The 25,132-nt window shown below is 63.6% G+C and carries 22 protein-coding genes; 10 read left to right on the top strand and 12 right to left on the bottom strand.

Translation table 11 applies throughout. The features are described 5' to 3' along the window. Positions 1-2 precede the first annotated feature (2 nt). The 3 genes from ACVIHF_RS21740 to ACVIHF_RS21750 all read left to right on the top strand — a co-directional run bounded on the left by ACVIHF_RS21740 (position 3) and on the right by ACVIHF_RS21750 (position 5,305). On the top strand, positions 3-752 hold the full coding sequence (locus tag ACVIHF_RS21740) for a class I SAM-dependent methyltransferase (RefSeq protein WP_028338321.1): 750 nt from the start codon (positions 3-5) through the stop codon (positions 750-752). A gap of 1 nt (position 753) precedes the next feature. Then, positions 754-3,354, top strand: coding sequence for a hypothetical protein (locus ACVIHF_RS21745; protein WP_411782431.1), 2,601 nt, complete (start codon positions 754-756; stop codon positions 3,352-3,354). A 223-nt stretch (positions 3,355-3,577) separates the two neighbouring features. Then, the gene (locus tag ACVIHF_RS21750) at positions 3,578-5,305 is read left to right on the top strand and encodes a caspase family protein (protein WP_456792493.1); all 1,728 of its coding nucleotides are present in this window, start codon (positions 3,578-3,580) and stop codon (positions 5,303-5,305) included. A gap of 13 nt (positions 5,306-5,318) precedes the next feature. Here ACVIHF_RS21750 and ACVIHF_RS21755 read toward each other — a convergent pair whose 3' ends face one another. From ACVIHF_RS21755 to ACVIHF_RS21780, 6 genes are all read right to left on the bottom strand, one after another. Then, positions 5,319-6,437 (bottom strand): cobalamin-independent methionine synthase II family protein, encoded by a 1,119-nt coding sequence (locus ACVIHF_RS21755; protein WP_411782430.1) that lies wholly within the window; start codon positions 6,435-6,437, stop codon positions 5,319-5,321. Positions 6,438-6,468: 31 nt separating this feature from the next. After that, on the bottom strand, positions 6,469-7,185 hold the full coding sequence (locus ACVIHF_RS21760; protein ID WP_253589814.1) for an ABC transporter ATP-binding protein: 717 nt from the start codon (positions 7,183-7,185) through the stop codon (positions 6,469-6,471). Further along, positions 7,178-7,930, bottom strand: a complete 753-nt coding sequence (locus ACVIHF_RS21765; protein ID WP_050384609.1) for an ABC transporter ATP-binding protein — start codon at positions 7,928-7,930, stop codon at positions 7,178-7,180. The genes ACVIHF_RS21760 and ACVIHF_RS21765 overlap by 8 nt, the downstream gene beginning before the upstream one ends. Continuing rightward, positions 7,927-8,958 carry a branched-chain amino acid ABC transporter permease gene (locus ACVIHF_RS21770; RefSeq protein WP_028338327.1) on the bottom strand — a complete coding sequence of 344 codons (1,032 nt, stop codon included), beginning with the start codon at positions 8,956-8,958 and terminating at the stop codon, positions 7,927-7,929. The genes ACVIHF_RS21765 and ACVIHF_RS21770 overlap by 4 nt, the downstream gene beginning before the upstream one ends. Before the next feature lie 7 nt (positions 8,959-8,965). Next, positions 8,966-9,835 carry a branched-chain amino acid ABC transporter permease gene (locus tag ACVIHF_RS21775; RefSeq protein ID WP_456792494.1) on the bottom strand — a complete coding sequence of 290 codons (870 nt, stop codon included), beginning with the start codon at positions 9,833-9,835 and terminating at the stop codon, positions 8,966-8,968. A 155-nt stretch (positions 9,836-9,990) separates the two neighbouring features. Next, the gene (locus ACVIHF_RS21780; protein ID WP_456792496.1) at positions 9,991-11,172 is read right to left on the bottom strand and encodes an ABC transporter substrate-binding protein; all 1,182 of its coding nucleotides are present in this window, start codon (positions 11,170-11,172) and stop codon (positions 9,991-9,993) included. A 374-nt stretch (positions 11,173-11,546) separates the two neighbouring features. Here ACVIHF_RS21780 and ACVIHF_RS21785 point away from each other — a divergent pair, with 374 nt between their 5' ends. Further along, entirely contained in the window at positions 11,547-11,825 is a 279-nt protein-coding gene (locus ACVIHF_RS21785; RefSeq protein ID WP_229161380.1) for a hypothetical protein, read from the top strand. 191 nt (positions 11,826-12,016) lie between these two features. Here ACVIHF_RS21785 and ACVIHF_RS21790 read toward each other — a convergent pair whose 3' ends face one another. After that, positions 12,017-12,412 carry a hypothetical protein gene (locus ACVIHF_RS21790; RefSeq protein ID WP_456792497.1) on the bottom strand — a complete coding sequence of 132 codons (396 nt, stop codon included), beginning with the start codon at positions 12,410-12,412 and terminating at the stop codon, positions 12,017-12,019. 315 nt (positions 12,413-12,727) lie between these two features. Further along, on the bottom strand, positions 12,728-13,591 hold the full coding sequence (gene purU / locus ACVIHF_RS21795) for a formyltetrahydrofolate deformylase (RefSeq protein ID WP_229161371.1): 864 nt from the start codon (positions 13,589-13,591) through the stop codon (positions 12,728-12,730). Between the two features lie 135 nt (positions 13,592-13,726). Here purU and ACVIHF_RS21800 point away from each other — a divergent pair, with 135 nt between their 5' ends. Together ACVIHF_RS21800 and ACVIHF_RS21805 are read left to right on the top strand one after the other, a co-directional pair. Beyond that, positions 13,727-14,572 carry a uroporphyrinogen-III synthase gene (locus ACVIHF_RS21800; protein ID WP_253589809.1) on the top strand — a complete coding sequence of 282 codons (846 nt, stop codon included), beginning with the start codon at positions 13,727-13,729 and terminating at the stop codon, positions 14,570-14,572. Between the two features lie 77 nt (positions 14,573-14,649). Further along, entirely contained in the window at positions 14,650-15,732 is a 1,083-nt protein-coding gene (locus tag ACVIHF_RS21805; protein WP_253604297.1) for an IS630 family transposase, read from the top strand. A gap of 129 nt (positions 15,733-15,861) precedes the next feature. Here ACVIHF_RS21805 and ACVIHF_RS21810 read toward each other — a convergent pair whose 3' ends face one another. The 4 genes from ACVIHF_RS21810 to ACVIHF_RS21825 form a co-directional block, all read right to left on the bottom strand. Then, entirely contained in the window at positions 15,862-16,839 is a 978-nt protein-coding gene (locus ACVIHF_RS21810) for a tripartite tricarboxylate transporter substrate binding protein (protein ID WP_456792498.1), read from the bottom strand. 117 nt (positions 16,840-16,956) lie between these two features. After that, positions 16,957-17,901 (bottom strand): GDP-L-fucose synthase, encoded by a 945-nt coding sequence (gene fcl / locus ACVIHF_RS21815; RefSeq protein WP_301322305.1) that lies wholly within the window; start codon positions 17,899-17,901, stop codon positions 16,957-16,959. Next, positions 17,882-18,982 (bottom strand): GDP-mannose 4,6-dehydratase, encoded by a 1,101-nt coding sequence (gene gmd / locus ACVIHF_RS21820; RefSeq protein WP_411782425.1) that lies wholly within the window; start codon positions 18,980-18,982, stop codon positions 17,882-17,884. Before gmd ends, fcl begins: the two co-directional genes overlap by 20 nt. Positions 18,983-19,119: 137 nt before the next feature. Further along, entirely contained in the window at positions 19,120-19,794 is a 675-nt protein-coding gene (locus ACVIHF_RS21825) for a Crp/Fnr family transcriptional regulator (RefSeq protein ID WP_028338337.1), read from the bottom strand. A gap of 398 nt (positions 19,795-20,192) precedes the next feature. Between ACVIHF_RS21825 and ACVIHF_RS21830 the strand changes: the two genes are divergently transcribed. The 4 genes from ACVIHF_RS21830 to ACVIHF_RS21845 all read left to right on the top strand — a co-directional run bounded on the left by ACVIHF_RS21830 (position 20,193) and on the right by ACVIHF_RS21845 (position 25,127). Beyond that, the gene (locus ACVIHF_RS21830; protein WP_028338338.1) at positions 20,193-21,014 is read left to right on the top strand and encodes an ABC transporter ATP-binding protein; all 822 of its coding nucleotides are present in this window, start codon (positions 20,193-20,195) and stop codon (positions 21,012-21,014) included. After that, a complete protein-coding gene (locus ACVIHF_RS21835) occupies positions 21,011-22,939 on the top strand; it encodes a long-chain fatty acid--CoA ligase (RefSeq protein ID WP_310885803.1) in 1,929 nt (642 codons plus the stop codon). The genes ACVIHF_RS21830 and ACVIHF_RS21835 overlap by 4 nt, the downstream gene beginning before the upstream one ends. Positions 22,940-23,156: 217 nt before the next feature. Next, complete coding sequence (locus ACVIHF_RS21840; RefSeq protein ID WP_456792499.1) at positions 23,157-24,050, top strand: branched-chain amino acid ABC transporter permease; 894 nt, start codon at positions 23,157-23,159, stop codon at positions 24,048-24,050. Between the two features lie 3 nt (positions 24,051-24,053). Then, on the top strand, positions 24,054-25,127 hold the full coding sequence (locus tag ACVIHF_RS21845) for a branched-chain amino acid ABC transporter permease (protein ID WP_253589806.1): 1,074 nt from the start codon (positions 24,054-24,056) through the stop codon (positions 25,125-25,127). Positions 25,128-25,132: the final 5 nt, after the last annotated feature.

Genomic DNA, 25,132 nt, shown 5'->3' on the forward strand with positions numbered 1-25,132 from the left:
CCGTGACAGACAATCCAGCCGGCTTGAACCAGCGCCAGATCGTCCACCGCGAAGTGTGGGAAACAAAGGAGGCGATACGCCTTCTGTACCAGGACTACCATCGGCAGCTCTTTGAGAACTGTCCGGAGGGTGCAATTCTCGATATCGGCGGAGGCACCGCTCATATCAAGCAAACTCGCCCGGACGTCGTCTCCGTCGACATCCTGCGCTTTCCCGGCATCGATGTCGTGGCCGACGCTCACCGACTGCCATTCCAGAACAGCGTATTTGGCGGCGTGGTGATGCTCGACGTCTTGCATCATCTGGAGCGCCCGATCGAATTCCTCAACGAAGCGTCACGCGTGCTGAAACCAGGCGGACGGCTGGTGATGATCGAGCCCGCGATGACGACGCTGGCGCGCCGGTTCTACGACCACTTTCACGAAGAGCCGGTGGATATGAAGGCCGATCCATTCGCTCCGGTGCCGATCGATCCCAATCGCGACCCGTTCGACGCAAATCAGGCCATTCCAACGCTGCTGTTTGCCACGGAGCCGGCGCGTCGGCGCGTGGAACAGACCGTTCCCTCGCTGCGTGTGCGCAGCGTGGACTGGCACAGCCTGTTTGCCTATCCCATGAGCGGCGGATTTCAGAGGTGGTCATTGATTCCAGCGGCTCTGGTCAGCCCGACGCTTCGGTTCGAAAGGATGGTGCCAGCGCCTGTTCGAAGGCACCTCGCGTTCCGAATGATCGTCGTGGTGGAGCGCGTATAGGATGCAGCACCTTCTGGGGAGGACCGGAGCTGCGGTGGAGCCAGGTTCTACCCGCCATGTCAGCGGCTGGAAGTCGATCGCTGCGAGATCGGTATTCTGGCTACTCGCCCTCTTGACGCTGGCAGCGCTCGCGCTCCAGCTCGGCATTAGGCAGAAGGAGTTCGAATTTTCCGGCCCATTCGGACCGGAGACGAATCCGCCGCAGGCCTCCCTCATCCTGGGCGTTCCGCAGGAACCGCCCGCTCCATGGTGGCGCCAACCACTGCTCGGCGACAGCGGCGAGAAACCCCTTCAGTCCTTCCTCGAGCTGCGCATCGACGGCCGCAGGATGGGTCCCCCGCACACCCTTCACGAAATCATTCGATCGGGCACGACGACCGGCTTCAGCCATTGGGGGGATCGCGTGATCTTCGCGCTTCCCCCTGACGTGAAGAACGATGCGACCGCGACAGTGACACTCCGGTACAGTGTTCGACCGAGAAGCTGGTTGACCGCCGCCCTTGCGATTTTGACAGCCCTGCTAGGCTGTTACGCGTACTCCGGTCCGCTCGGATCGTTCGCGAAGCGGTTTGGAAAACAGTCGATGGCCGTTGCCTTAAGAGCCCCTTACTGGATCTTGGCTGGGCTGTGCGGCACCGCATTGGCTGCCTCGGCGGTGTTCGCGCTTACCAGTCTCTATGCCTTGATGATGGGCTACGCGCTGCCAACGACCGCGCTCATTCGTTGGTCGCCAATCGCCGGGTGGGCGGCCAACAACGAGCCATATCTCGCGTACCCGCTCTTGATGCTGGCTGGGCTCGGAGCCGCCACGACATGGTCGATGGGCTCGAACGCATTGCAACAGTCGCTCATCAGGTCATACGAACAATTCTCGCGACGGCTACTCACCTGGTGCGGGCTTCCGATCGTGGCATGTGCCTACATTTATTGTATTAGCTCCATGTGGGCGGGAATCGTCAGGCCAAACGATCCCAACACCACGAGCCTTGGCGGCCTGCTTCCGTTTTCAGACGCAAACGGTTACTTGGCGTCCGCCTTCGGTCAGGTGACCAATGGGACGTGGAGTTGGTTCGCCCTTCGGCGGCCCTTGGCTGCGGCTTTCAGGTCGGTTCTGCTGATTTTTGGCAACCTTTCATTGCAGCAAATGCTGATCCTGCAAGCTTGCCTGCTGGCAGGTGCGATTTGTTTCGCGACCCATGCGATCATGAAGTGGCGCGGCGTCTGGGCTGGAATAGCCTTCTTTGCGCTGGCCTATATCTACAGCCGGTACTTCGTGCCGACGACGCTCACCGAGCCGCTCGGATTGTTCTGGGCGCTGCTGTCGATCCCGTTCTTCCTCAAGGCCTTCCACGATCGCTCTGTCAGCGCCGCGCTGGTCGCATTTGCGATGACAGCCATAGCATTGATGACGCGAATGGGGAGCATGTTCACGCTTCCTGCTCTGGTGGTCTGGCTGGTCTGGCAATTCGGACGGGACGCCAAAGCAAAGCTCAGGATTGGCCTGGCAGCATTCTGCATTCTACTCGGCGTTCTCGGATTGAATTCGGTGCTACCACGGGTCTATGCGGCCGGCCCCGGTTCAATGACGACTGGCAATTTTGCCTACGTACTCTGTGGCCTTTCGATGGGGACGACCTGGGACGGTTGCCTCAAGGAGCTCGCCGCGGAAGGTAAGCCTATTGTGGGCACCGAAGAAGCCATGGTCCGGCAACTTTACTCCGCCGCCTGGACGCATTTCCGCGCGAACCCTGGTGTTCTCTTCCGACGACTGGGCGAGAGCGTCGTGGAATTCGCCACGACGTTTCCTGGCCTGCTCTGGAGAGGCTACGGATGGGTCGTCCAGCCTGATTGGCTCGCTCAGAACGTGCTGACGGCGATATGTATCGCCGGCCTATTGTACGGCGCCATACGACGAACGAAAGCTGTCGAACTCACATTCTGGGCCCTTCTCTGGGCGAGCATCGTGGCATCGTCCGCATTCATTTACTTCGATGACGGTGCACGAGCTCTCGCTGCCAGTCAGCCGATGATAGCGCTGTTCTTTGCGCTGGGAATGAGTAGCCGGGTCGGGTCATTGACCGAGCCTGCGGCGCACTCTCGATTGCCCCGGAACGGATTGGTCGGGTTGGCTGCGGCGGCAATGCTTTTCGTTTGCGTCCCTTGGGCAGCCTATCGCCTCGCGCCCGGCAAACAGGAAGGCGCAAACCTATCGCAACTGCCGAACGAGACCTTTGTCTTCGGCGGCCGTCGGATGTCTGGCTTCCTCGTCGTCGATGACGGCCAACCTCTTCGCAACGAGATTCCGTCCATTCATCTTTCGGACTTCGCGGCCATCATCGCCCAAAGCGGGGTCGAGCACTTTCAGGATCTAATCCACCCCATCATGCCCCCCTTACCCTTTGGCTTCGTGTTTGCTCCGCGCCTGGAGAAGGACGTAATTGGCGAGCCCTTGTATATCGTGCCAGCGGAGGTCGTTGAACGTCGCGACATTGAGGTATGGCATCTCGACGTGAAACAATGGGGCCAGCTACATGCCGGCTTTGGGATGCCGTATTGGCTCTACGTCACGAAGGCGGAGCCGTGGCCGGCAGCCAGGCGGTAATATTTTGCCGGTTCGCAGCGTAAGGTAGCTCCAGCGCTTACCCGCCGCAAACGTCCCATCATTGGGAACGGAAGGCTTCCGCGCGGCGCGGATATCGATTGCCACGTCCGTGTTCCCACCCATTGAACCCGCTTCGCTGCCCGATCACCAAACAGTCATGACCGCTGCCTGGACCGCCGCGCCGTCGCCGATCGCCGTGACGGCTCTATCCCCTGGATGACCGATGCGCCGCCTGCTCCTGATCCCCTGCGTGCTTGCCGCCATGCTGTGGTCGGCGCCCTGCTTCGCCCAGGCGCGCTCCCAGCTCGGCCCGCTCTGCACGACCGAGACCACGCCGGCCGACCAGATGATCGACGCCTGCACCAAGATCATCGCGCTGAAGGTATTTCCCGGCGAGAAGCTCGCGACCATCTATTTCTGGCGCGCGGTCGGCTGGAACAAGAAGGGCAATTACGCACAGGTCATATCGGACGCCACCGAGGCGCTGCGGCTCAAACCCAGCACCGCCGTCTACAATCTGCGCGGCTCGGCCTATTTCGACAAGGGCGAGTACGACCTCGCGATCGCCGACTTCAACGATGCGCTGCGCATGGGGCCGCCGAGCGGCATCATCTTCCACAATCGCGGCAACGCCTATCGCAGCAAGGGCGACTATGCGAAGGCGATCGCCAACTACGACGCCGCGATCAAGGCCCTTCCGAAATCGGCCTTCTCCTACCAAAACCGCGGCTCCTCGAAGCAGGCGCTCGGCGATCTCGACGGCGCGCTTGCCGACATCAACGAGGCCGTCAGCATCGATCCGTCGCTGCCGCAGCCGCTGATCAGCCGGGCCGTAGTCTGGCGCGCCCAGGGCGATATCGCGCGTGCGATTGCGGACACGTCGGAGGCGATCCGGCTCGCCAAGGCGAAAGCGCCCGTCAACATCATGACGCCGCCGGGCAGCGTACTGATCTCGGCCTATACTCAGCGCGGCCTCGCCTATGAGGCCAAGGGCGACGCCGCCCACGCCAAGGACGACTACGCCTCGGTGCTCGAGGGCGTGGCCTCCGACGCCGGCAGCAAGGCTAACCAGGCCACCGCCAAGGTGCGGCTCGCGCTGCTGAGGCAGGCCGACGCAGCGCCGCGTAAGGCTGCGGCTGCGCCTGTCGCCGAGAGCAGCCCAGCCGCGCCGCCTGCGGCTTCCGTCACGGCACCGGCCCCGCCAGCCACACGGGCGCAGGCGGCGGCGACCGGCCGGCGCGTCGCGCTGGTGATCGGGAACGGCGCCTATGCGCATGTGAAGGCGCTGCCCAATCCGCCCAACGATGCGCGCGCCATCGCCAAGAGCCTGCGCGACATCGGCTTCACCGTCTCGGAGGGTCTCGATCTCGATCGCAACACCATGCAGAAGACGATCAACGATTTTCTGCGCGATGCGGCGCGGTCGCAGATCGCCGTGGTCTACTATGCCGGCCACGGCGTGCAGGTCGATGGCCGCAACTATCTCGTGCCGGTCGATATCGCGTTCAGGGCCGGCGGACGCGTGACCGACGCGATGGTCGATATGGATGTGATCATGGCCGGTCTCGACGATCAGATCCGCACCAACATCCTGATCCTCGATGCCTGCCGCAACAATCCGATGGCGCCGCAGGTGGCATCCGCGGGCCCAAGCCGCGGCATCGAGGCCGGATCCGGCCTTGCCGCGCCCGCCTCGCTCGGATCAGGCTCGACGCTCGGCGCCGGCACGCTGATCGCGTTCGCGACCGCGCCGGGCCAGGTGGCGCTCGATGGCGAAGGCGCCAATAGCCCGTTCTCGGCGGCGCTGTCCCGCCATGTCGGCACGCCCGGCCTCGAGGTGCAACAGATGCTGACGCGGGTCCGCGCCGAGGTCGTCGCTGCGACCAAGGGCAAGCAGGTGCCGTGGTCGAACTCCTCGCTGCTCGGCGAGGTCTATCTCGCCGAGCACTGACAGCGCTTACGCGTCACTTGCCCCAGACCTCGCTCGCGACCTCGACGGCGAGCCGCAGCTTGGCCCACTGCTCTTCCTCGGAGAGGATGTTGCCTTCCTCGGTCGAGGCAAAGCCGCACTGCGGCGACACCGCGAGCTGCTCGATCGGGGCGAATCTGGATGCTTCCTCCAGCCGCCGCTTGATGGCGTCCTTCTTCTCGAGCTCGCCGAACTTCGAGGTGATGACGCCGACCACCACGACCTTGTTGCCCTTGGGCAGGAAGCGCAGCGGCTCGAAGCCGCCGGCGCGGTCGGAATCATATTCGAGGAAATAGCCGTCGTAATTGGTGCCGGCGAGCAGCGTCTCGGCGACCGGCTCGTAGCCGCCGGAGGAGATCCAGGTCGAACGGAAATTGCCGCGGCAGACATGGGTCGTGATCACCATGTCGGACGGACGGTCGGCGATCGCGTAGTTGATGACCCGGGCGTAGATCTCCTGCAGGCCCTCGGGATTGTCGCCGCGGTCGCGCGACTTCTGCAATTCCTCCTGCGAGCACAGATAGGCCCACACCGTGTCGTCGAATTGCAAATAGCGGCAACCGGCATCGTAGAACGCCCTGACCGCCTTGCGATAGGTCTTGCCGAGGTCCTGATAGAATTCCTCGAGGTCCGGATAGACCTCCTTCGAGATCAGCTTGCGGCCGCCGCGGAAATGCAGCACCGCCGGCGAGGGGATCGTCATCTTCGGCGTGACATGCGCTTGGTCGGCGTACTTCTTCAGGAAGCGGAAGTGATCGAGCATCGGGTGGTGATCGGAGAAATCCAGCTTGCCGGTCACCCTGATGGCGTCGTGCCGGGTCTGCACGCCCGCGAACTGGATGCCGATGTCGGGATGGAACAGCTCGCAGCCGGTCAGATGGCTGAGGAAATCGAAGTGCCACCAGGAGCGGCGGAACTCGCCGTCGGTCGCAAGCTTCAGGCCGACCGAGGCCTGCTTGTGCACGACCTTCTCGATCTCCATGTCCTCCACCTTGCGCAGCTCGTCGGCGGAAATCTCGCTCTTTTCCAATCTGGCGCGAGCCTCCTTGATCTTCGGCGGCCGCAACAGACTGCCGACCTCGTCGGCGCGGAACGGAGGCTTGGTTCGCTGCATGGTCAACTCCCGGACGTTTCTAATGTGCCGTCTAATGTGCCTTGGCCCCAGAGACGCCGAGGTGGCGCTCGAGGACGGAGGGATCGGCTTTTAGCGCGCTGCTTGCGGCATCGTGCACGATCGTGCCGCGTTCCAATATCACAACGCGGTCGGCCAGCCCCAGAATCTTTTGCGCGTTCTGCTCGACGATGATCGAGCAGATGCCACCCGAGCGCGTGATGAGTCCGATCGCCTTTAATAATTCCTCAACGATGATCGGCGCGAGGCCTTCGGTCGGCTCGTCGAGCAGCAGCACTTTCGGATTTAGCGTCAGCGCGCGGCCGATCGCCAGCATCTGCTGCTCGCCACCGGACAGCTGGTTGCCGAAATTGCGCCGCCGCTCCTGCAGCCGCGGAAACATCTCGTATACCCGCTCGACCGTCCACGGCCCGGGCTGCGCCACCGCGGTCATGTTCTCTTCCACCGTCAGCGAGCGGAAGATGTTGCGCTCCTGCGGCACCCAGCCGATCCCGGCGCGGGCGCGCTGGTCGGGCCGCATCGCCGTGATGTCGCGGCCTGCGAGCGCGACGCTGCCGCCGAAGCGCCTGACGATGCCGACGATCGAATTGATCAGCGTGGTCTTGCCGGTACCGTTGCGGCCGAGCAGCGCGAGCACCTGACCCTCGGCAAGCGCCAGCGACATATCGGGCAGCACCACCGCCTCGCCGTATCCGGCACGCAGGCCCTGGATGGAAAGAAGGTCAGGCATCGGCGGCCTCGCCGAGATAGACCGCCCTCACCTGCGGATCGCGCGCGACCTCGTCGGGCGCGCCCTCGGTGAGCAGGCCGCCATTGACCAGCACCGAGATGCGGTCGGCGAAGGAGAATACGAGGTCCATATCGTGCTCGATCAGGAGCACGGTGACGTCGCGCGGCAATGCCGCCACCGCCGCCAGGATATCGTGGCGCTCGCTCTCGGGCACGCCGGCCGCGGGCTCGTCGAGCAGCAGCACCCGCGGCTTGGCGGCGATCGCGACCGCGATCTCGAGCAGGCGCTGCTTGCCATAGGGCAAGGTCGAGGTGAGCTCCGTCATCACGTCGAGCAGATGGAAGCGCGACAGGATCTCGGCGATCTCGGTGTTGACGTCGCTCCGCGTTCCCATCCGCCGCCACCAGTCGCCGCCGCGGCCCATCCGTTCGGAGACCGCAAGCCCGATGGTCTCGAGCGGGGTCAGGTCGGGATAGAGCTGGTTGATCTGGAAGGTGCGCGACAGCCCGCGCAGCACCCGCTTGTGGACGGACAGGCCGGTGATGTCGCTGCCTTCGAGGAGAATGCGCCCGCTGTTCGGCGTCAGCACGCCGGTCAACTGATTGATGACGGTGGTCTTGCCCGCGCCGTTCGGCCCGATCAGCGCGTGGCGGGCCCCCTGCATCACCTTGAGCGAGAGGTCGCGGGTGACGCGAAGGGCGCCGAAGGATTTTTCGAGGCCGCGTGTTTCAAGCGCGATCGTCATGACGCGTCGCTCTCCGGCACGGCAACGGCAGCCTTGCGGCCGGCGAACTGGCGGATGATCAGGTTGGGCACGAACAGCACCCAGCGATGGATGCGCACGCGGCCGACCAGCACGATCACGACCAGCACGAGGCCGATCCAGAACAGCCAGTATTGCGGGGTGATGCTCTGAAACAGCTCCTGCAGCATCTTGAACACAACGGCGCCGATCAGGCCGCCATAGAGATAGCCGGTGCCGCCGATCACCAGCACCAGCATCAGGTCGGCGGAGCGCTCGAAGGAGAAGACGTCGAGCGAGGCGAGCGCCGTGGTCTGGGTGAACAGCGCGCCGGCGATCCCGGCATAGAAGGCGGCGAGCGTATAGACCGCGATCAGGCGGCGGTTGACCGGCACGCCGATCGCGGCCGCGCGCAGCGGATTGTTCCTGATCGCGCGCAGCGACAGGCCGAACGGCGAATGCACCACGCGCCGCGCGAGCAGGAACAGGATGAACATCATGATCAGCGAGTAGAAGAACCCGGTCTTGCCGAACATGTCGAAGGTGAACAGACCGAGGATCGGCTGCATTTCGATGCCCTGCAGCCCGTCGGTGCCGCCGGTGATGTTGGAGAAGCGCTCGGCGAGCGCTTCCAGCAGCAGCGCGATGCCGAGCGTCACCATCAGCCGCGTCAGATCGACACCGCGGATGACGAGAAAGCTGGTCAGGAAGCCGAGCAGCGCCGCAACCAGACCGGCGGCGACCAGCGCGATGACGGGCTCGTTGATGATGCCGTGCAGCGCCAGCAAGCCGGCCGAATAGGCGCCGATGCCGAAAAAGGCCGCGTGGCCGAGCGAGACGATGCCGGCGTAGCCGAGGATCAGGTCGAGCGACAGCGCGAACAGGCCGAGCCGCACGATGTCGGTCATGATCAAATAACGCGACGGGAACAGGAAGGCGCAGGCGAGCGCCAGCGCCCAGAACGCGACCTCGCTGACCCGCCAGCGCGCGCTGGCCATCGCGTGAGTGGATACGTCAGACAGCGCCGTCATGACCGCCTCACCGTGCCGCGGTACGGCCGAATAGGCCGTTCGGACGCCAGAGCAGGATCACGATCATGACCGTGTAGATCACGAAGGAGCCGAGCTTCGGCACGTAATACTTGCCGGCGACATCGGCGATGCCAAGCAGCAGCGACGCCAGGAACGGTCCGGTGATCGAGGAAGAGCCGCCGACGGTGACGACGATCAGGAAGTAGATCATGAATTTCAGCGGGAAGTACGGATCGAGCCCGAGGATCTCCGCACTCAGCGCGCCGCCGAGACCGGCCAGGCCGCAGCCGAACGCAAAGGTGAAGGCGAACACCTGCGGCACGTTGATGCCGAGGCCGATCGCAGCGCGCGGATCGTCGACCGCGGCGCGCAGCCGGCTGCCGAACCGGGTCTTGGCGAGGATCAATTGCAGCGCCAGCGTGAGGAGGCCGCAGATCACCACGATCAGCAGCCGGTAACGGCCGATGCCGACGCCGAACAGGTCGATCTGGCCCTCCAGCGCCGCCGGCAGCTTGATGAAGACCCGCGACGATCCCATGATGTAGTCGACCGCCGCGACCGACATGAACACCAGACCGACCGAGAACAGCACCTGATCGAGATGGCTGCGGCTATAGAGATGGCGGTACAGCGTGCGCTCCAGCGCGACGCCGATCACGGCGCTACCGACAAAGGCGAGCGGCAGCCCTGCGAAGAACGGCCAGCCGGAATTGTTCACCAGCACGGCGCAGATATAGCCGCCCGCCATCGCGAAGGCGCCATGCGCGAGATTGACGAAATTCATCAACCCGAGTGTCACCGCAAGCCCGCAGGCGAGCACGAACAGCAGCATGCCGTAGGCGACGCCGTCGAACAGGTTGGTGAGGATAGAGGCCATGGAGTGACGGCAAACCTGATGGTGACTCGTCATTCCGGGACAGCACTTGCGCTGAACCCGGAATCTTCTTCAATTCTCTCGAGATCCCCCGATGCGCAATCGCGCATCTGAGGTTCGCGCTATTGAGCGCCCCGGGATGACGGGCTTTTCGCGCGTCACTTCTTGGTCTTGCCGGAATCCTTGACGGCCTCGAAGGTCGCGAACTCGACATTGTAGAGCTCGCCGTCGACCTTCTCGACCTTGCGGATATAGATGTTCTGCACGATGTCGCGGGTTTCCGGATCGATCGAGATCGGGCCGCGCGGGCTCTCCCACTTCATGCCCTTCATCGCCTCGATCAGCTTGTCGCCGTCGGTCGCACCATTGGTCTTCTTCAGCGCCTCGTAGATCAGATGGATGCCGTCATAGCCGCTGACCGCCATGAAGCCGGGGCGGTTGCCGAACGCCTTCTTGTATGCGGCGACGAAGTCCTTGTTCATCGCGGACGGATGCGCGGCCGAATAGAGATGCGCCGTCACCGCGCCGAGCGCGGCATCGCCCATATTGTTGAGCAGATCGTCGTCCATGACGTCGCCGGGTCCGATCACCCTGATGCCGCTCTTGTCGAGCCCGCGCTCGGCATATTGCTTCATGAAGTTGCCGCCCTGCCCGGCCGGCACGAATACGAACATCGCGTCGGGCTTGGAATCCTTCATGCGCTGCAGGAACGGCGCGAAGTCCGGATTGGCGAGCGGGACCTTGACCTCTTCGACGATCTCGCCGCCGCCGGCGGCGAAGTGCTGCTTGAAGAAGGTCAGCGCATCGTTGCCGGGCGCGTAGTCGGAGGTCAGCGTCGCGACCTTCTTGATGCCGTTCTTCACCGCCCAGTCGCCGATGATGGTGGAGGACTGCGCCAGCGTGAAGCTGGTACGCACGATATAGGGCGAACGCTCGGTGATGATGGAGGTGCCGGCCGCCATCACGACTTCCGGGATCTTGGCCTGCGTCGCCAGCGGCGCCGCGGCGAGCGCCGCGGGCGTCACGCCGAAGCCGGCGATGAAATTGACCTTGTCGTTGACGATCAGTTCCTGCGCGAGCCGCTTGGTGTTGTCCGGCACCGCGGTGTCGTCCTTCAGGATGATCTCGATCTTCTTGCCGGCGACGGTGTCGCCCTTCTGCTGCATGTAGAGCTTGATGGCGTTATCGATCTGCTTGCCGGTCGACGCCTGACCGCCGGTCATCGGCAGGATCAGCCCGATCTTGACGGCGTCGTCCGCCCACGCCGGCACGCTGGCGCACAACCCGGGAAGCACGGCGGAAGCGGCGCCCCACAGCAACATTTTGCGACGATTGAACATCGAAATCCCCCTCCCCCTTCTGATCTTCGGCGCTGAGCTTTAGTTCCGGTTGTTGGCTTATCTTAACCCAACCATGTCACCGCCAAGCCGCAACGCGACAAGGCGTCTCCCCGTGCCCTCTGTCAATCGGACGATGGATGTGTGTCGCGCGGGACGCGATCGGATCCAACTAAGAAAGTGGTATTAAAATACCAAGAACGCCACGAAACTCAATGCCCAAGAACCGATCACGCGTCACCAGAGCACCTTGGCGGTCCCGATCATTTGTACGATCGTACAAACAGCGCCGCGATGTCAACAAACAAGCACAATTGCAGCCGAACGGTCGCGCCAAGATCATCATCCATAAAGACCAGGGCTGTATCCTGCCTCACATGTCGATCTTCTCGCGCCCTATCTCTGTCCTGACTGCCCTCGCGTTCGCGGCCTGTACGCTCGGAGGATGCGGCACCGTGAACCGGAAGCTCTCGGCCGGCATGGCCGACTACATTCCGGCCTGGGCCGGCGGCCTGCCCGCCGACGCGCCGCCGCGGGCAGGTACCCCCGAATACGACAAGTACATGCAGGAGCGGGAGCGCAAGCGCCTGATGCCTGCGGCCGAGCGCGGCGATGATCCCAAGCCGGCAACGCCACCGCAGGATGCTGCCCACTGAGCGTACGGCCGGATAGGACAGGCACCGGGTTGTGCCGTGCACAGGGATAGCGACAGCCCGACAGACTAGCTGGAGCCATCCTCGCGGATGATTTCGCCGCGGTAGCCGAACTCCACCATGTGGACAGTGACGTAGTCGTCGCCGACGAACGCACCCCGTAGGAATCCGGCAGATCGGCGACGGTCAGCACCTCAGCGAATACTGAATAGCCGTCGTGGTTCGGCGCAGCGAGGGTCATGGGAACGCCCGCACCGAACCGCCCGGCACGATGTGGCGGTGACCGAAGAAGATGTGCCTGATCTTGCTCCGGTGCTTCGTGACGATTGATCGGAACCTGCATCATCGAGCAGGCCGATCCGGTCCACCGGCGCGATGCGGGTCGGGAATAGATTGTGATGCATAACCAGGAAGAACGGGCCGTCATGCTCCGATAGCTGGTGTTCCAGCCAGGCCTGCCGCGCCGGGCAAAAGCTGCCGGCGGCCGTCTGCAGGTCGTAGGTGTCAAGCAGCAGGCAGCGGCCGAACGAGGTGTCGTGAACGCCTTGCGCGAACTCGTCCGCGTCGGCGCGGGAAACACGCTGAGACACCTCTCGCGATGATCATGATTGCCGATGCAGAGCCGCACCGGGATTGAGAACCCGTTCAGGCGTTCGCGCGGCAAGTGATAGTCAGCGAGCTCGCCGATACCCGAAAGATCGCCGAGATCACCATCAGCTCGGCGTCGCGGTGATCGGCAAGCACCTGATCCAGCGCGCTCGAAGTTCTTGCATGGGATCACGGCCAAAGATCGTGCTCCCCGGCGTCGTCAGATGGATGTCGCTCATGTGGATGAGTTTCATGCAGCACCTCGATGCAGGGCGACACCCTAGCCGTCAAAGCGCGACAACCGGAGTGAACGCGGATCAGTCCACGAACACCACGGTCTTGCGTCCGTTGAGGATGACGCGATCGGCGAGATGGTAGCGGATCGCGCGCGCCAGCACCCGGCGCTCGATGTCGCGCCCCTTGCGCACGAGATCCTCAGGCGTGTCGCGATGGCTGATGCGCTCGACGTCCTGATCGATGATCGGGCCTTCGTCGAGGTCGCACGTGACGTAATGCGCGGTGGCGCCGATCAGCTTGACGCCGCGCTCATGGGCCTGGTGGTAGGGCCTGGCGCCCTTGAAGCCCGGCAGGAAGGAATGATGGATGTTGATGCAGCGGCCTGACAGCCGCGCCGACATCTCGTCCGACAGGATCTGCATGTAGCGGGCCAGCACCACGAGATCGGTCTTGGTGTCCTGGGCCAGCTTCCACACCGCGTCTTCCTGCTGCCGCTTGGTCCCCTTCGTCACCGGCAGATGATGGAACGGGATATCGCCGAAATCGAGCGAGCCATAGGTCTCGCGCGGATGGTTGGAGACGATCGCGGTCGGGATCATTTCGAGTTCGCCGGTACGCCAGCGGTAGAGGATATCGACCAGGCAGTGATCGGACTTCGACACCAATAGCATCACCCGGCGGCGGCTGGCGCGATCGCGCATCTGCCATTCCATCCCGAAACGTTCGGCGATCGCGGCAAAGCCGGTCTGCAGCGCCGCGAGCTCGACCGCGAGGTCGGCCGCGGTAAACACCACGCGCATGAAGAACTTGCCGGTCTCCACGTCATCGAACTGCTGGGCGTCCAGGATGTTCTGGCCGTTATGGGCGAGAAACGTCGAGACCGCCGAGACGATCCCTGGACGGTCCGGACAGGACAGGGTCAAAACGAACTGATGGTCGGGCATGCCAATTGACCAAAGCTTGAGCAGATTGATGGAACGGTCATTTTCGGCCCTCGTCTACACCGCAGGCGGCCTTGCGCCAATCCCGGCGCCGGGGTCAAATCGAACAAATGACGACAATGTTTGTTAGGGTCCATCATGGCTGAACGGCTGAACGGCTACCGCATCCTGATCCTCGAGACGCGCGAGGAGGCGCAGTTTTCCCGCCTGCTCGCCGAACAGGGCGCCGACGTGCTGCAATGCCCGATGTTCACCATCCACGATGCGCCTGATCCGGCGCCGATCGTGGCCTGGATTCGCCGCGCCATCGAACGGCCGCTCGACGACCTCGTGCTGATGACCGGCGAAGGCCTGCGCCGGCTGATGAAAGTCGTGGGCCGGATCGGCGTCGAGCGGGAGTTCGGCGATAGCCTCGCCAAGGCGCGCAAATTCGCTCGCGGCCCCAAACCCGGCCGGGCACTGCGCGAGATCGGCCTGGAACCGCAAATGACGACCGAGAAGCCAACCTCGGAAGGCGTCGCCGAGATGCTGTCGAAGCTCGACCTGACTGGCCATCGGCTCGGCCTGCAGCTCTATCCCGACAAGGATCACGCCAGCCTGATCGGCGCGATCAAGGCACAGGGCGCCGAGGTCGATACGGTGCTGCCCTATGTCTATGACGCGCAGGCCGCCGACGCCAACATCGTCACCGCGATCGAGGAGATGGCGCAGGGCCGCATCGACGCGATCGCTCTGACCAATCTCGGCCAGGTCCGCCGCCTGATCGAGGTGGCACGGGCGCGCGGTTGCGAGGACAGGTTACGCGAGGGGTTCGAGCGTACGCCGATCGCGTCGGTCGGACCGGCGGTATCGGACGAACTCAAGTCCCAAGGCCTGCGCACCGACATCTACCCGGCCGAAGACGCCTTCTTCATGCGGCCGCTGATATCGGCGATGGCGGCGGCGCTTTCAAAGAATCCGCCGCGCGCGACGGCGCGAAGCTAGTGTCCTGAATCAAAAGTTCGGCGGACTCCAAATCGACTCGATGATAGCGGACTCTCCTGATTTGGGGAGGATTGGCGATGGGTCGGCGCTTTGCTCCGCTGGAGCTTGATGAGGTGGAACGTGCTGAGTTGACATCGTTGGCGTCGCGTCGAAGCACTGCTCAGGCGTTGGCGCTGCGGGCTCGGATCGTCCTGGCCTGTGCTGAGGGCGAGCAGAGCAAGGTCGTGGCGGCCCGTTTGGCTGTCGATCCCGACACGGTCGGCAAATGGCGGCGGCGGTTCTCCGAGCATCGGCTTGAAGGTCTTTGGGACGAGCCGCGATCGGGGACGCCACGCACGATTGAGGATGCCCGGATCGAGGCGGTGATCGTTCGCACCCTTGAGACCCAGCCTCCCGGGGCCACCCACTGGAGTTCGCGCAGCATGGCGCGGGCCAGCGGGCTGTCAGTCTCAACAGTACAGCGTATATGGCGCGCTTTCGGCTTGCAGCCGCATCGGTTGGAGACCTTCAAGCTCTCAACCGACCCCGACTTTGTCGCCAAGGTTCGCGACATCGTCGGCCTTTACGTAGCTCCGCCCGAGCGCGCCATCGTACTGTGTGTCGATGAGAAGTCGCAAATCCAGGCGCTGGATCGCAGCCAGCCCATGCTGCCCATGCGACCTGGCCAGCCGGCGCGCCGTAGTCACGACTACAAACGCCATGGCGTCACCTCGCTGTTTGCCGCCCTCGACGTCGCAACCGGCCGGGTCATTGGCAAATGCTATGGACGCCATCGTGCCAAAGAGTTCCGCAAGTTTCTCGATGAGATCGAAGCTGCGGTTCCAGACGATCTGGACGTCCACCTCGTCATGGACAATTACGCAACCCACAAGACGCCGTTGATCCGCAACTGGCTGGCAAAGAGGCCGCGCTGGCACGTCCACCTGACGCCAACCAGTTCATCCTGGCTCAATCAGGTCGAACGCTTCTTTGCACTCATCACCGAGCGTAAGATTAGGCGCGGCATCTATCGCAGTGTGGCGGCGCTACGGGCCGAGATTGCCTCCTTCATCGACCATCACAACGCTGACCCAATGCCGTTCCGATGGACCAAATCAGCTGACGACATTCTCGGCTCAATCGAACGCTTCTGCGCTTACAATCTGCCCGCCAAGGCATAAAATGCCATGAACTTTTGGTTCAGGACACTAGAACCTTTTCCGTTCCGATCGAATCGGAACGGAGCTCTAGATTCTAGTTTTGACGCGTTTTCTTCACGCGAACCGGCGTCCATTTCGCTCGAAAACGCTCTAATCAACCTTGGCGCCGGCGAACTTGACCACCTTGCCCCATTTCTCGGTCTCGTCGGCCACCAGTCTGCCGAAGTCGGCAGCCGAGCCCGGCAGCATGATCGCGCCGATCTCGGTAAAGCGCGCCTTGGCCTTGGGATCGGCGAGGATTTCATTGACGGCCTTGTTGAGCCTGTCGACGATTTCAGGCGGCGTGTTCTTCGGCGCCGCGAGGCCGTACCAGGCGCTCGCCTCGTAACCCGGCAGGAAGTCGGCGACCGGCGGCAGGTCCGGAAGCACGTCCGAACGGGTCGTGCTGGTGACCGCAAGTCCGCGCAGCTTGCCCGATTTGACGTGCTCGGCGCAGGTCGGAAGATTGTCAAACATCACCTGCATCACGCCGGACAGCATATCGGTGAGCGCCGGCGCGCCGCCCCGGTAGGGCACGTGCTGCATGTTGATGCCGGTCAGCATCTTGAACAGTTCGCCCGACATGTGGATCGTCGAACCGTTGCCTGAGGACGCCATGTTGAGCTTGCCGGGATTGGCCTTTGCATAGGCGATCAATTCGGGAATCGACCTGATCGGCAGCGAGGGGTGCACCACCACGACGTTGGGAAAGCGAATGATGCCCGCGATTGGCTCCATCTCGCGCATGAAATCGAACGGCAGCTTCTGGTAGAGCGTCGCATTGATCGCATTGGCCGGCGCGACCAGCAGCAGCGTGTAGCCATCGGGCGCCGCGCGCAGCGCCTGCTCGGTGGCGATGTTGGTCCCGCCGCCCGGCCGGTTCTCGACAATGAAGGATTGCCCGAGCTTTTCCGACAGCCACTGCCCCATCAGGCGCGCCGTCAGGTCCGCCGAACCGCCGGGCGTATAGCCGATCACGAGGCGAACCGGCCGCGCCGGATAGGCCTCGGCAATCGCTTTCCCAAATGTGAGCGGCAGCGCAGCCGTAGCGGCTGCAAGTTGCAGGAACTGGCGGCGTAGAACCTTCATGATGTCTCCTCCGACGCACTGGCGGCTCTTGCGGCACGCTTGGGCACGCGCATCCTAGCCGCGCGGCGTCGCCAAGCCGACAGATATTCTCAGTCGGAGGGCGGGAGGTTCACCGCGTCACTTCGTCTCGCGCAGATAGGCCTGGTACGCGAGGGCGATGCCATCCTCGAGCGAGGTGGTGGCGCGCCAGCCGAGCCTGGCCAGCCGGCCGACGTCGAGCAGCTTGCGCGGCGTGCCGTCCGGGCGCGACGTGTCGAAGCTGATCTCGCCGCGATAGCCGACAGCGGCCGCGACGACGCGCGCGAACTCGGCGATGGTGATGTCCTCGCCGGTGCCGATATTGACCAGTTCGGGCGATGAATAGGTCTTCATCAGATGGATGCAGGCGTCGGCGAGATCGTCGACATAGAGGAATTCGCGGCGCGGCGTGCCGGTGCCCCACACCGCGACGTTGCCGGCGCCCGAAACCTTGGCCTCGTGGAAGCGGCGGATCAGCGCGGCGACGACGTGGCTGTATTCGGGGTGATAATTGTCGCCGGGGCCGTAGAGATTGGTCGGCATCACGCTGATGAAATCGGCGCCGTACTGGCTGCGATAGGCCTCGGCCATCTTGATGCCGGCGATCTTGGCGATGGCATAGGGCTCGTTGGTTGGCTCGAGCGGGCCGGTCAACATCGAATCCTCGCGCAGCGGCTGTGGCGCCAGGCGCGGATAGATGCAGGACGAGCCGAAGAACATCAGCTTCTCGCAGCCATTGGCGTGCGCCGCCTGGATCACGTTGCTCGAGATCGCCAGATTGTCGTAGAGGAATTCCGCCCGCAGCGTGTTGTTGGCGACGATGCCGCCGACCTTGGCGGCGGCGAGGAATACGGCCTGCGGCCGCTTCGCGGCAAACCATGCGTTGACCGCGGTTTGGTCGCGCAGATCGACCTCGCTGCGCGACACCGTCAGAAGGTCGGCCTCCTCGCGCGCCAGCCGGCGCATCAGCGCCGAGCCGACCATGCCGCGATGGCCGGCAACGAAGACCGTCTTGTCCTTCAGCTCAAACGCCGTGCTTGCCATTGGCCGCGTCCTGCCTGGCCTCGACGAGATCGCTGGCGACCATTTCCTTCACCAGCTGCGCGAACGGCGTCTTCGGCGCCCAGCCGAGCTTGGCGCGCGCCTTGCTGGCGTCGCCGATCAGAAGATCGACCTCGGTCGGGCGGAAATAGGTCGGATCAATCTGTACCAGGGTGTTGCCGGACGCCTTGTCGATACCGACCTCCTCGACGCCCTTGCCGCGCCATTCGATGCTGCGGCCGACCTCGGCAAACGCCAGCTCCACGAACTCGCGGACCGACCGCGTCTCGCCGGTCGCGAGCACGAAGTCGCCGGGCTCGTCGACTTGCAGGATCCTGTGCATGCCCTCGACATAGTCGCGGGCGTGGCCCCAGTCGCGCTTGGCGTCGAGATTGCCGAGATAGAGCTTGTTCTCGAGGCCGACCTCGATGCGGGCAACGGCGCGGGTGATCTTGCGCGTCACGAAAGTCTCGCCGCGGATCGGGCTCTCATGGTTGAACAGGATGCCGTTGCTGGCGAACATGCCATAGGCCTCACGGTAGTTCACCGTGATCCAGTAGCCGTAGAGCTTGGCGACACCATAGGGCGAGCGCGGATAGAATGGCGTGGTCTCCTTCTGCGGCACCTCTTGCACGAGCCCGTAAAGCTCCGAGGTCGAGGCCTGGTAGAACCGCGTTTCCTTTTCCATGCCGAGGATGCGAATCGCCTCCAGCAGCCGCAGCACGCCGATCGCGTCGGCGTTGGCGGTGTATTCCGGGCTCTCGAAACTGACCTGGACGTGGCTTTGCGCCGCGAGGTTGTAGATCTCGGTCGGCCGGATCTGCTGCACCAGGCGGATCAGATTGGTCGAATCGGTCATGTCGCCATAGTGCATCAGGAACGGGACGTTGCCGACATGCGGATCCTGGTAGAGATGGTCGACACGCGCGGTGTTGAGTGAGGACGAGCGACGCTTGAGCCCGTGCACGGTATAACCGAGGCCGAGCAGATATTCGGCGAGATACGCGCCGTCCTGCCCGGTGACGCCGGTGATCAACGCAACGCGCCGCTTCGAGTCCTGAGCCGCCGAATCCTTAACTGCCATGTCATCTCCAGAGATCGCGCAAACAGCGCGCCGACGAGGCCGGTCTGTAGCATCCGGCCTGCTCCAAGTCTAACATCACAATTGCTGAATCGGGGCTTCAGCGCCCCCGAAAATGGTTAAATGCGGCCTGGATCCCATCATTCCCCGTAGTGGCGCAACCGGTCGAGGTTGAGGATGGTCACCCCGCCATAGTCGAGCCGCAACAGCCCCTCGCGCTCCAGCCGCTTCAGGCACTGGTTGGCGTTCTGCCGAGAGATCCCCGACAGCGCCCCGATCTCCTCCTGGGTGATCTCCAGGTGCAGGGTGAGGTCGGGGTAGAGAATCGGATTGAACAGCGAGGCGATCGAGCGCGCCAGCCGCGCGGTGGCATCCAGCGTGCGGCCATATTCGAGCAGCGCAATGAACTGGCCGAGCCGCTCATTGAGCGAGCCGACCAGGAACCGGTTGAAGCCGACACTGTTCTCGAACAGCCAGACGAAGGTCCGGCGATCCATCATCGCCAGTCGCGTGTCGCGCAGTGCGACCACATCGTAGCGCCTGGGCTCATTTTTGAGCACGGTCCCCTCGCCGAACCACGCGCCTGCGGTGAGACCCGCGAAACTCGCCGCCTTGCCGCCGCGCGAGACGATGCCCATGCGCGCCAGCCCGGTGACGATGCCGGTCCAGTACTGAAAATTGTCGCCGCGCATGAAGATGAATTCGTTGGCGCGATAGGATTTTTCGGAAATGCCGGCGCGCGCGATTTCGATTTCTTGCTCGCTCAGTTCGCGCGACCAGGCCGCGATGTGCCTCAGGTAATCAGCAGCTATCATGCTAGCGACGGCGTCCTCCCCAAGATACTGCAACGATATTGCACCGCAGCAACGCCGTGCGCGAAGCCAGGGACCCGAGGCCTGGAATGCCAGCGAAAATTCCTGACTAAATGTCGGGCACATGACAATTCAACCTATCGCTTTCTCGTATTCAGAGCCACCTCGCGTAACGTCGCGCAGCTCCTTGATGGATCGCTGAAGGCGGACGACGCGAGAGACGGGCTTGCAGGCGGGTGCGGCGTTACCGCGCATGACGCAGGCGATCGGGTCAAGCGATCTCCCGAACGCAGGCATCATTAGTCGGATGGTCTCCCTTCGGCGGCCCATGTAAGATCGAAGAGTAAGATCGAAGCGAAGATAAAGAGCGCGCCAAAGCGCCCGTATCTGGAGGGAACAGGGTGGCTAATAGTCTCGAGGTGCGCGGAGTCTCATTGCGCTTTGGCGGCGTCCGCGCGCTGACCGAAGTGAGCTTCGGCGTCAACGAGGGCGAGCTGTTCTCCATCATCGGCCCGAACGGCGCCGGCAAGACCTCGATCGTCAACTGTATCTCCGGCCGCTACCGGCCGACCGAAGGCCAGCTGTTCTATCGCGGCCAGGACATTACCGGCCTCAACCCGAACGCGCGGCCCCGGCTCGGCATCGGCCGGACCTTCCAGAATCTCGCGCTGTTCCACCACATGAGCGTGCTCGACAACATTATGGTCGGCCGCCATCACCTCCTGAAGAACAACTTCATCACGGGATCGCTGTACTGGCTGACCGGCGCGCGCCGCGAGGAGCTGGAGCACCGCCGCAAGGTGGAGGAGATCATCGACTTCCTCGATCTGCAATCGGTGCGCAAGGCGACCGCCGGCACTCTGCCCTACGGCCTGCGCAAGCGCGTCGAGCTCGCCCGCGCGATGGCGCTCGAGCCGCAACTGATCCTGCTCGACGAGCCGATGGCCGGCATGAACTTCGAAGAGAAGGAAGACATGGCGCGCTACATCGTCGATCTCAACGAAGAGTTCGGCATGACGGTGATGATGATCGAGCACGACATGGGCGTCGTGATGGACATCTCCCACCGCGTCATGGTGCTCGACTTCGGCCGCAAGATCGCCGAGGGCGATCCGGCCACCGTGCTCGCCGATCCCCATGTCAAGCGCGCCTATCTCGGCGAAGAGGACGAGGCGCTGGTCGATCCCGACGACAAGCCGGCGGTGCGGGAGAGCGCCGCATGATGGACTATGCCGGTCGCGCCGCGCAGGCCGACACCTTTCCCAAGATGCTGCGCCTGAACGCGAAGGAACACGGCCAGGAGATCGCGCTGCGCGAGAAGGATTTCGGGTTGTGGCGCGAATTCACCTGGAACGACTACCAGACCCGCACCCATGATTTCGCGCTCGGCATGGTCGAGCTCGGGCTTGGCCGCGGCGACGTGATCGGCATTATCGGCGACAACCGGCCGGACTGGGTCGCCGCCGAGATCGCGGCCCACGCGATTGGCGCGATGAGCCTCGGCCTTTACCGCGACGTGCTCGACGAGGAAGCCGCCTACCTCCTGACCTATGGCGAGGCCAAGCTGGTCTTCGCCGAGGACGAGGAACAGGTCGACAAGATGCTCGGCCTGGCCGATCGCGTGCCCCACCTCAAGTACATCGTCTATTCCGACCCGCGCGGCATGCGCAAATACGACGATCCGCGATTGATGGAGGCGAGCAAGCTCGTGGCGCTGGGCCGCGACCGCGCCGAGCGCGAGCCTGGGCTCTACGAGCGGCTGGTCGATGCCACTGATGGCGAGGACGTCGCGATCCTCTGCACCACCTCGGGCACGACAGCCAATCCGAAGCTTGCGATGCTCTCGGCCGGACGCGTGCTGCGGCACTGCGCGACCTATCTCGCCTTCGATCCGAAGGGGCCGGACGACGAATATGTTTCGGTGCTGCCGCTGCCCTGGATCATGGAACAGATCTACGCGCTGGGCAAAGGGTTGCTCTCCCGGATGAAGGTCAACTTCGTCGAAGAGCCCGACACCATGATGCACGACTTCCGCGAGATCGCGCCGACCTTCGTGCTGTTCGCGCCGCGGGTCTGGGAATCGATCGCGGCGGACGTCCGCGCCGGGGTGATGGACGCCTCGCCGTTCAAGCAGCGGCTCTATGACCTCGGTATGAGGACCGGCCTTGCGGCGCTCGCCGAGGGCAAGCGTTCTGTGTTCGCCGACCAGCTCTTGTTCCGTGCGCTGCGCGACCGGCTCGGCTTCACGCGGCTGCGCTCGGCGGCGACCGGCGGCGCGGCGCTCGGGCCGGATACCTTCAAGTTCTTCCAGGCGATGGGCGTGCCGCTGCGCACGCTATACGGCCAGACCGAGCTGCTCGGCGCCTACACGCTGCATCCCGAAGGCAAGGTCGATCCCGACACCACCGGCGTGCCGATGGCCGACAGCATCGAGATCCGCATCGACAATGCCGACGTCAACGGCGTCGGCGAGATCGTGGTGCGGCATCCGAACATGTTCCACGGCTATTACAAGAACCCCGAAGCATCGGTCGCCGACATCAAGGACGGCTGGATGCATTCGGGCGATGCCGGCTACTACAACGACAACCGGCAGCTTGTCGTGATCGACCGCATCAAGGATCTCGCCGAGACCTCGCGCGGCGAACGCTTCTCGCCGCAATATATCGAGAACAAGCTGAAGTTTTCGCCCTATGTCGCCGAGGCGGTGGTGCTCGGCGCCGGCCGCGACGCGCTCGCGGCGATGATTTGCATCCGCTACTCGATCATCTCGAAATGGGCGGAGAAGAACCGGATCTCGTTCACGACCTACACCGACCTGTCCTCGCGGCCCGAAGTCTATGCGCTGCTCAAGAATGAGGTCGAGACCGTCAATGCCACCCTGCCGCCGGCGCAACGCATCTCGCGCTTTTTGCTGCTCTACAAGGAGCTCGATGCCGATGACGGCGAGCTGACCCGGACCCGAAAAGTCCGCCGCGGCGTGATCAACGAGAAATACGCCGACATCATCGATGCGATCTACCGCGGCAAGGCCACTATCCCCGTCGACACCGTGATCCGCTTCCAGGACGGCTCGATCCAGCGCGTCCGCACCACGCTCGAGGTCGTCGACCTCGGCCGCGCCGTGATCGCGGAGGCCGCGGAATGACTGTGTTGCGCGACCAGAACGCGGTGCTCATGAATGTGCCCTCTCCCCTTGTGGGAGAGGGCTACACCGTTAGTCGACACGAACTCGCTTGGGTGAGGGGTACCCTCTCCACGATCCCGATGCGGAGACAACCCCTCACCCGGCTTCGCTTTGCGAAGCCACCCTCTCCCGCAAGGGGAGAGGGTGCTGGCGCCGCAGTCCGGAGCGACCGTACCCCATGAACACCCAGTTCCTGATCCAGTTGATCGTCAACGGCCTCGTGGTCGGCACGCTTTACGGCGTGGTCGCGATGTCGTTCGTGCTGATCTACAAGGCGACGCAGGTCGTGAACTTCGCGCAGGGCGAATTGCTGCTGGTCGGCGCCTGGGTCTGCTGGGCGCTGCTGACGAAGTATCAGGTGCCGTTCTGGGTCGGCATGCCAATCACGCTGGTCTTCATGTTCATCTTCGGGATCGCGATCCAGGTCGTGATCCTGCGTCCGATGATCGGCGAGCCCATCATCTCCGTGATCATGGTGACGATCGGCCTGTCGACGGTGTTCCAGGCCGCGCTGAAGTGGATCTTCGGCGTCAACCCGCAGCCGTTCCCGCGCGTGTTCCAGAGCCAGTCGGTCAGCCTGTTCGGACTGCAGATCCAGACCGTCTATGTCATGAGCCTCGTGGTCTCGCTCGCCATGATGGTCGGCATGGCCTGGTTCTTCCGCGCCTCCAAATACGGCCTTGCGATGCGCGCCACCGCCTTCAACCAGCAGGTCGCGCAGTCGCTCGGCATTTCCGTCAAGAACGTGTTCGCGATGGCGTGGGCGATCTCGGCCACCGTCTCGGCGGTCGCCGGTGTCGTGGTCGCCGTGGTCAACGGCGTGTCGTCCGGCCTCTCCGCCTACGGCATCAAGGTGTTTCCGGCCGCGATCCTGGGCGGGCTCGACTCGGTCGGCGGCGCCGTGCTCGGCGGCATCATCATCGGGCTGCTGGAAAACGTCGCCCAGTATGTCGACAGCCAGTACCTGCACTGGGGCAATCTCTACGAGATCGCGCCGTTCTACGTCCTGATCATCATCCTGATGATCAAGCCGTACGGCCTGTTCGGCAGCAAGGATATTGAGCGGGTCTGATCAATGGCGACAAGCACACTCATCCCCTCGGGCGATTTCCGCACCAGCTATGCGGCCGACACCACGGTCTTCCCGACCGCAACCAGCCGCAATTTCGCGATCCTCGGCATCGTGCTCGCCTGCTTCGCGCCGATGCTGCTGTCCAACTACCTGCTCTCGATCGCGATCCAGATCGGCATCTTCGCGATCGCAGCCCTCGGCCTCAACGTCCTGGTCGGCTTCACCGGCCAGATCTCGATCGGCCATGCCGCGTTCTTCCTGTTCGGCGCGTTTACCTCGGCCTACATCTCCAACAACGCGCCGATCCCGGTGTTCTTCGCCATCCCCCTCGCCGGCGTCGTCACGGCGCTGGTCGGCCTGATCTTCGGCGTGCCGGCGGCGCGGCTGAAGGGACTCTATCTCGTGATCGCGACGCTCGCCGCGCAGTATATCCTGCTCGACTTCTTCTCGCGCGCCGAATGGTTCTCGGGCGGCTCGGTGCCGGCCAGCGCCAATCCGTTCTCGATCTTCGGCTACACCCTGCGCGGCGACCGCCAGTATTTCTACGTCGTGCTCGCCTACATGGTGGTCAGCTATTTGCTCGTCACCAATCTGATGCGCACCCGCGACGGCCGCGCGCTGGTCGCGATCCGCGATCACTATCTCTCCGCCGAGATCATGGGCATCAACCTCACCAAGTACCGGACGCTGTCGTTCGGGCTTGCCGCCTTCTTTGCCGGCATCGCCGGCGCGCTCTACGCGCACTATCAACTCGTGGTCTCGCAGGAAGGCTTTGGCATCGAGCGCTCGGTGCTGTTCCTCGCCATGGTCATCATCGGCGGCACGGGCTCGGTGATGGGCACGCTGATGGGCACGGCCTTCGTGGTGCTGCTGCCGGAATCGATGGAATGGCTGAGCGCCTGGCTGAAGGGCGGCGCCATCGACAAGGCGCTGCAGCTCAACAACAACATCACCTTCCTGCGCGAGATCGCGATCGGCCTGATCATCATCGGCTTCTTGATGTTCGAGCCCGACGGCCTCGCGCATCGCTGGCGGCAGATCAAGGCCTACTGGAAGCTCTACCCGTTCTCGCATTGACGCAA

The sequence above is a fragment of the Bradyrhizobium sp. USDA 4506 genome (assembly GCF_054058795.1).